The organism is Arthrobacter sp. Bz4 (assembly GCF_003075455.1).
In the GTDB taxonomy this organism is placed as follows: domain Bacteria; phylum Actinomycetota; class Actinomycetes; order Actinomycetales; family Micrococcaceae; genus Arthrobacter_D.
The window spans coordinates 1-6,344 of the sequence record NZ_QDAE01000046.1; the positions used below are offsets into that span (position 1 = coordinate 1).

Annotated in this window: 6 protein-coding genes; all 6 read right to left on the minus strand. The window is 52.5% G+C overall.

The window, feature by feature from the left end; translation table 11 throughout:
- Positions 1 to 220: 220 nt before the first annotated feature.
- Positions 221 to 1,312 carry an O-antigen ligase family protein gene (locus DDA93_RS15780; protein WP_165802662.1) on the minus strand — a complete coding sequence of 364 codons (1,092 nt, stop codon included), beginning with the start codon at positions 1,310 to 1,312 and terminating at the stop codon, positions 221 to 223.
- 215 nt (positions 1,313 to 1,527) lie between these two features.
- A complete protein-coding gene (locus DDA93_RS15785) occupies positions 1,528 to 2,643 on the minus strand; it encodes a glycosyltransferase (RefSeq protein ID WP_165802663.1) in 1,116 nt (371 codons plus the stop codon).
- A gap of 64 nt (positions 2,644 to 2,707) precedes the next feature.
- Entirely contained in the window at positions 2,708 to 3,652 is a 945-nt protein-coding gene (locus DDA93_RS15790) for a glycosyltransferase family A protein (RefSeq protein ID WP_116779283.1), read from the minus strand.
- Between the two features lie 43 nt (positions 3,653 to 3,695).
- Positions 3,696 to 4,988 (minus strand): oligosaccharide flippase family protein, encoded by a 1,293-nt coding sequence (locus DDA93_RS15795; RefSeq protein ID WP_116779284.1) that lies wholly within the window; start codon positions 4,986 to 4,988, stop codon positions 3,696 to 3,698.
- On the minus strand, positions 4,985 to 5,257 hold the full coding sequence (locus tag DDA93_RS16235) for a glycosyltransferase (RefSeq protein ID WP_133185594.1): 273 nt from the start codon (positions 5,255 to 5,257) through the stop codon (positions 4,985 to 4,987). The genes DDA93_RS15795 and DDA93_RS16235 overlap by 4 nt, the downstream gene beginning before the upstream one ends.
- Positions 5,258 to 6,156: 899 nt before the next feature.
- A partial coding sequence (locus DDA93_RS16545) for a hypothetical protein (protein ID WP_207771371.1) occupies positions 6,157 to 6,344 on the minus strand: 188 nt, incomplete at its 5' end.

Below are 6,344 nucleotides of genomic sequence, written 5' to 3' on the forward strand. Positions count from 1 at the left end.
AATGCTCAAATAGTGTGCCATTTTGCGGGCAGCGAATTTAGCGGTCGTTGCAACTGTTCAGGAGCCTGCCGCTGGGCGTGGTGCCGGATACAGCTACAGCATCATCGTCGGAATTTCGAAAGCTGATCACCTATACCCCGGTCCACTAGGGTCCGGCGTACCAAGAAAGCGTGCCTAGGTTCCAAATTGAGTGGCCTCAGGTATAGCCGCGGAGTCGGGGCTACCGGTAGCGAAGAACTCGTGATCTAGCTTGCACTCCAGTCTCCTTCTTTTCAGCATGCGCAGCTGACGGGGCCAGCAGCATGAATATAAGCGGCACCAGAACAACAACATACCCGTCGAAAGCACTTGGATTCCAATAAATCTCAGTGAGCCCGATGACGCAAAGGAAGGCGATATAACCACTAGCAAAACCCGCTGCGTGTCCTGATCGGAGCTGGTTTCGAAAAGCAATAACCAACATCAAGAATGACGCCAGGATCGCGACTACGCCACCTCCGAAAAGAAGCAGTAGGTATTGGCTATGTGGGAACAACTGCGGCAATATCCCTACCGACTGCAAGAATATCCATCGATCCATACCCGCGCCAGCAACCCAGCTATCTCCCAAAGCATTCAGCCCTCGTTGCCAGATACCACCTCGATTGCTGAACGTAGATATGGAAGCACTATTGATGAGGATGAAGCCAAGGACGTATACCGCCAATGCACCCAAAGCGCCGATCCGGAATATTGCCTGATTGATCGGATCTACGTTACTGCCAAGCACCCTACGATTGCGCCCTACTAGATGGACCATTGCCCATACAGCAAGTCCCACAAGTAACGCGATCTGCGATGTACGAGATTCAGTTGCGTATAGAGCTAACACCAATGGCAGAAGCGCGACAGACCTTACCCACCAAGACGGTATGAGAAATACAGCGATTACAGCAACAGAAACAAACATCGCAAGCGCGTTTTCAGAAGGAAACACTCCTGTAAACATTGCTCCAAAAGGACCACATTTGAAACGATCGCAAGGTCGCCAGTTCGTACCGTTAAACGGGGTCAGAATCAACATTGTAAGAACAGCTACAACAAGAGCGCCCGACATCGTCCGAACTGAGAACTTGCACAGCGCGGATATCAGCGTTACGGAGAGGACGGCAATTACCGAACTGAATCTTCCGAATAGGACAATGTCGGAGTACTGAGAATTATTGAGCGCATTTACTGCAAAGAAGGTGAAGGAAGTGATCGCTGGGAGTAGCAACGACCAACGGAAAGCGGCTAGCCTTTGCTTCGAAAGCGCTGCGCGGGCTACAAGCACGGCAGCACTAACCACCAAATAGGATAGAAGGACCAATTGGACCGCAAGTGAACGCTCTAAGAGCTGTGTACTGCTTACAAGCCCTGCTACGAAGACAAGACATAGAAGAGCGAAGGGGACGAATTGTCGTCGAGCCAGTCCGTAGTGCCGGCGTGCACTAATTAGAACTAGCGTCGCCAGTACTGCCAGGGCTGGAAGGACGATCTCAAACGTCGTCATGAGTTAGCCCCTGACCTGAGCCTTGCGGCAATCCGAGCGTTTTCGATTGTTTCGACCCATAGCGCACTAACTATTTCGCTGCCGAAGGCGCTTCGACGGCGCTGTCGTGCCAACTGTCTTTCCCGGTCAAGTTCGACAGATATTGGTTGCAGCACTTGAGCCATGGCTTCCAGAAGCGACTGCGGATCGCTTTCTGATGTCAGCCCCGGGACAAATTTTGGCACCATGTAGTCTGAGGTGCGGCTCTTCGTCGCGACCACTAGCAGATGTGTGGAAGCCGCTTCAAGAAACACCAGGCCAAATGTCTCCGCCACAGAACAGTGCAACAGCACATCATGACCCAACATCTCGGCATGAACAGCAGCATCATTCAAATATCCTGCAAATTGGACCCTATCCGCGATTCCCAGGTTTGCCGCCAGCACCCGTAGACGACTGAGCTCCGGCCCGTCACCAACGATAGTTAGCTTTGCATCTTTCGGCGTGAGGCTAAAAGCTCTCAGCGCGAGTTCATGCCGCTTCATCACGGTGAGCGATCCAACCATCAGAAAGCGCGTACCGATTTGTCCATCTAGCTTTGGTTCTACCGACCGATTGGCCTCGACCGTTTGCTCGTCTTCTTCGCACTCGGCCGGGTTGGGAATAGTTACGATGGTCCTTCCAGGAAGTAGCCGTTCCAAATCTTGAGTCAGTGGCGGACTGACGCTGACGACCGCATGCGCTTGTTTGTAGGTGATTCCAGCAAGGATGGACAGGACACGCCATTTCATAGATACAGAAAAGCGCTCCGATGTAATTGAATGTTCCCAAACAATAATAGTCGAACGAGTCCGCTTCAGGGCCGCTACTATCAACCAAGGGATCGCTACCCAAGCGCCAACAAGCACGAAAACTCCGGAATTTCTGCGGTCTAAAGATTTCCAGATACGGGCCAAGGACTTGACCCGGCTGAGCCCATGCAAACTTTTCCCCAAAGTTTGAGACGGAAAATTGAGATCAGCTGGAAGATCGCCCGAGACAGACAAGATGGAGACTCGATAGTGTCTCGCAAGCATCTGTGAAACACCTAGCGCCACCTTCTCAATTCCGTAACGGGGAATCAGGTGCGACACTACAACAGTTAGATCAGGGCGGTCCGAAGTCATTTCTCACACCGAGTCTCTGCCAAACTGATCTTCATCGGACACGAATCATGACACGCTGAATATTTCTCCGCGAAAGGATTCCTGCCGCGCCTATGACAATTGGTCCAAAGCTTGGAATACACTTATTCGCCCATATCTCCTTCAAAATTTTCTTGGCGCCGCCAAAATCACGGGCGCTAAATGCGTAACGTAGGGTTTGGGCGCACATGAAGTCTGCAAAAGATCGTTTTGTCAATAGAGATCTATTTTCGACAGCCCACGTAAAGGAAGACATCCAGTCGCTAGTCGCAGATATCGAGCCGACGCTACCCAAAGTGTAATCGACTAACGATTCGGCCGCTTGGGCGAATGCCACCTTCGGTTGTCCAGCAGCACGTAGCAACCAATCCCAGTCCTGGTGGCGCGCCAAGTTTGAGTCCCACTTGACACTTCTACAGAGGTCGGTGGGAGCAAGAATTGTAGAGGTGAGGAAAGAAGCCCTTCCCGCTCCAGGACGGCGTCTACTAAATAGGTACTCATCGATCCTCTGACTAGGACTGATGAGTCTATTTGGAACTGCGTCTATTCGCTTTTGTGAGTCGTTTCTATACAGAATATTTAAGCGACACCCCACGATCGGCACAAGCCCCTCAACTCCCATCTGGCGCGCCACCTCCAGCTGGACCTCAAGCTTTCTAGGTAGCCAGAAATCATCGTCGTCAAGGAATGCTATCCACGGCGATGACGCGGATTCGACACCAATATTCCGTGCTTCCGACGCTCCCATCCGCCCCGAAGTATAGCGAACCAAATCAGCGCCTTCGGCAGCCGCAACCGCTTCTGGATGCAGTTCAGAAAAAGGAACGTCAAAGACAACAATGATTTCTAGTTGGTTGCTTATAGTCTGCGTCCTCACTCCCGATATTGCTCTCGCTAGAGTTTCCCTGCCGGTCGAAGGGATAACTATAGAGACTAATCGTGATGGAGAATTTCTCATATGGCACTCAGACCGACATAGCCGTGGTAGAAATTATTCACATTCACCTATCTGCCTTTCGAAGCCCGTATGCGATCCGCACCCAGAGTGCAAGTGACAGGATCACCTCGCATATGAGGGTTGAGACGACGGCGCCGAGGACCCCGTAGCTTGGTATAAGAAGAAGATTCAGAACGACGTTTACTGCCACTAAGCCTACTTGGACGGCTGTCCGATAGCCGTGCAGGCCACTGGAACTCAACGCATCGGCAGCCAAGAACGAGATGCCTCTCAAGAGCACTAGAGGTGCAAGGAAAGATATTATCTCGACCGAGCCTTGGTAATCTTCCCCTAGAAGTATGGTTGAGTACGGAGCAAGGAAGAATAGACCTAAACTTCCAAGAATGCCGAATCCGATCACCATCGGTGCAATTTTCTTCACGAGAACCATAGTCGAATTTAGGCCCGTTCCACCAGCGCGAAATAGCCGAGGATACGCTGCTGCTGCTATAGACCTGATCGGAGCATATGCCATATCTACAATACGGTATGCGGCTGTATACAAACCGGCCGAACTCGCCGATTGCAGATTCGCCAGCATAGTTTTGTCAATATCATTGAAAGCACTTTGGGAGGAAAGCGAAATCGAGAATAAAACACCGTCCTTAATTTCGAACATCGACGCCCCTATTTTCCATTTTCCACCTCGGAGGCGCCAACTTGTTATCGCGGATAGAACCAACCCCAAGGGAAGCGTAGAGGCCAGGTAGAACAGGGCCCATGAATTCAGAGACGGCACATCTACGATCAACGCAAAAAGTATAACAGCCGCCATTCTCAAGAGATTCATGACGGTGGGCATGAGTGCCAGTTGACGGCTGGACCCTACCGTGTGCCAAAGTGCGGCCGACAGGTCTATCAGCCTTAGCCCTACCAAATCAGTTAGGAGGATTATGAAAAGGATCCCGAAATGGAGATCTGTTTGAATGATTACCGGTACAAGTAAACTCAACAGGAGCGACAGCGCTGTCCCGCCGATAGCCGTATAGGTAAGACTTCGTTTCCATTCCGATCCTATTGAAGTCCCATTGCGGGCGACGTTACGCACCATAATGGTGTTTAGTCCTAATGCGGCGAAGGGACTCGCCAGAGCGCCAACAGCCATAATCGCGGCGGCAAGGCCAAAAGCGCTGGGTTCTAGCACTCTCGCGAGGAGCACAAAGTAAACAGCCTGCACTGCCAGCCGACTCACTTGGCCGCCCAATAGAGTCGCAACGTTTCGCCAGAATCCTCCTAGGTGGCCCTCGCTGACGGCGTCGGCTGCACCCCCTCGAATTCGACGCCCTGATAAGTTCATGATGGCGTTTCGCGTTCGCCTGAGATTGTTCCGAATATCTCTTTCGTCCTTACATCCCAGGTAGCCACTTCGTGTAGCCGGTGGTGAACCTTATCGACTAGGTCTTGATACTCCGGCAATTTCGAGGCGATTTCCCTAAGGTGCTCTCCTGCTTTCTCACTCGGGACATGAACCCCGGGCGTAAATCCAAAGAGGTCCTTCATGTCCTGCGGAATTTCGCCCACGATAAGGGTCCGGGCCGCAGCTGCCTCGAGGTACCGGTAGGTCATGGTTGGCCAGCTTCCTGCCCGGCCACCGGGATCAGTAGTAGACGCAGGGTAGCAGCTCATGACGGCGGAGTCCTGGATTCCTGCTACGAGTGAAGCTCGATCGGGGAAAAGGAACGGCCGTTCAGCAGTGCTGTACAAATGTCGTAGTCCCAAATCGCGGACGGCCTCGACTGCTTGACTATGGAACATGTGGTGCTTCCGCCCAAGCTCGAGAAGAAATGTTCCTCTATTGGCGAGTGGTACCTTGCATTCATATAGCGCGGGCTTGATTGCTTCGGGCGCCCAAAACACTTCGACATCCGCGAGCAGCGGACGCCAGAACTCGGCTGCGAATCTCGAGGTAAAGAAGACGTATCTCGGTTTGCTATGACGAAATATGCTTTCCCACCGCTTTTGATCCGTCGGCCAGCAATCCCAGATGAAGAGGGCAAGCTGTCCTGAGTAGGCTGACGGGAAAAGTAACCGAGGTTTGGTACCCATCATCGCAACCACCCGGACCGGCTGATCCTGCCGGCGAGGTATGGGTATACGCGCGCGGGAGAGGGCACGGCCCACTTGGTCGAACAACGGACGCGGCCTGGGGTCGCCAACCTGCTTGGCACCCAGCTTGATCAGGTGATCTTCAAAATCGTCTACGATACCTTCCCACGCCCACCCCGTATGAGGAAACCCCCGTTTACGCGTTCGAACGGTTCGAATGGTTCTACCCAAGTCACCAGAAACCCGGTTTTTCGTCATCGTTTGGTACCCCCATTGATCCTTACCCAATGCCGCCGGAATCGACATCCGAAGGCCGACATCGAGACTTCGCACAGCAAGATCGTATCGTTAGATGGTCCGGCCTCCATGATGGACCTTCTCGCACGCACCTCTGACTGATAGGTGTGGACTACCGGCACTTAGATCTTGTGCCCATATTCGTCTCGCTGTTGCAGACCCAAGGCACGCAACGCTGATGCGAGGTAGTCATCTTTGACCGCCGTCACATTGAGAGTTTCGCGGCAATTTTGATCCTCAGGCTTCCTAGCTTGATTCGGTCGAATACAAATATTGCGGTCAACCCGAGTCAGAACACAGATCAACATCA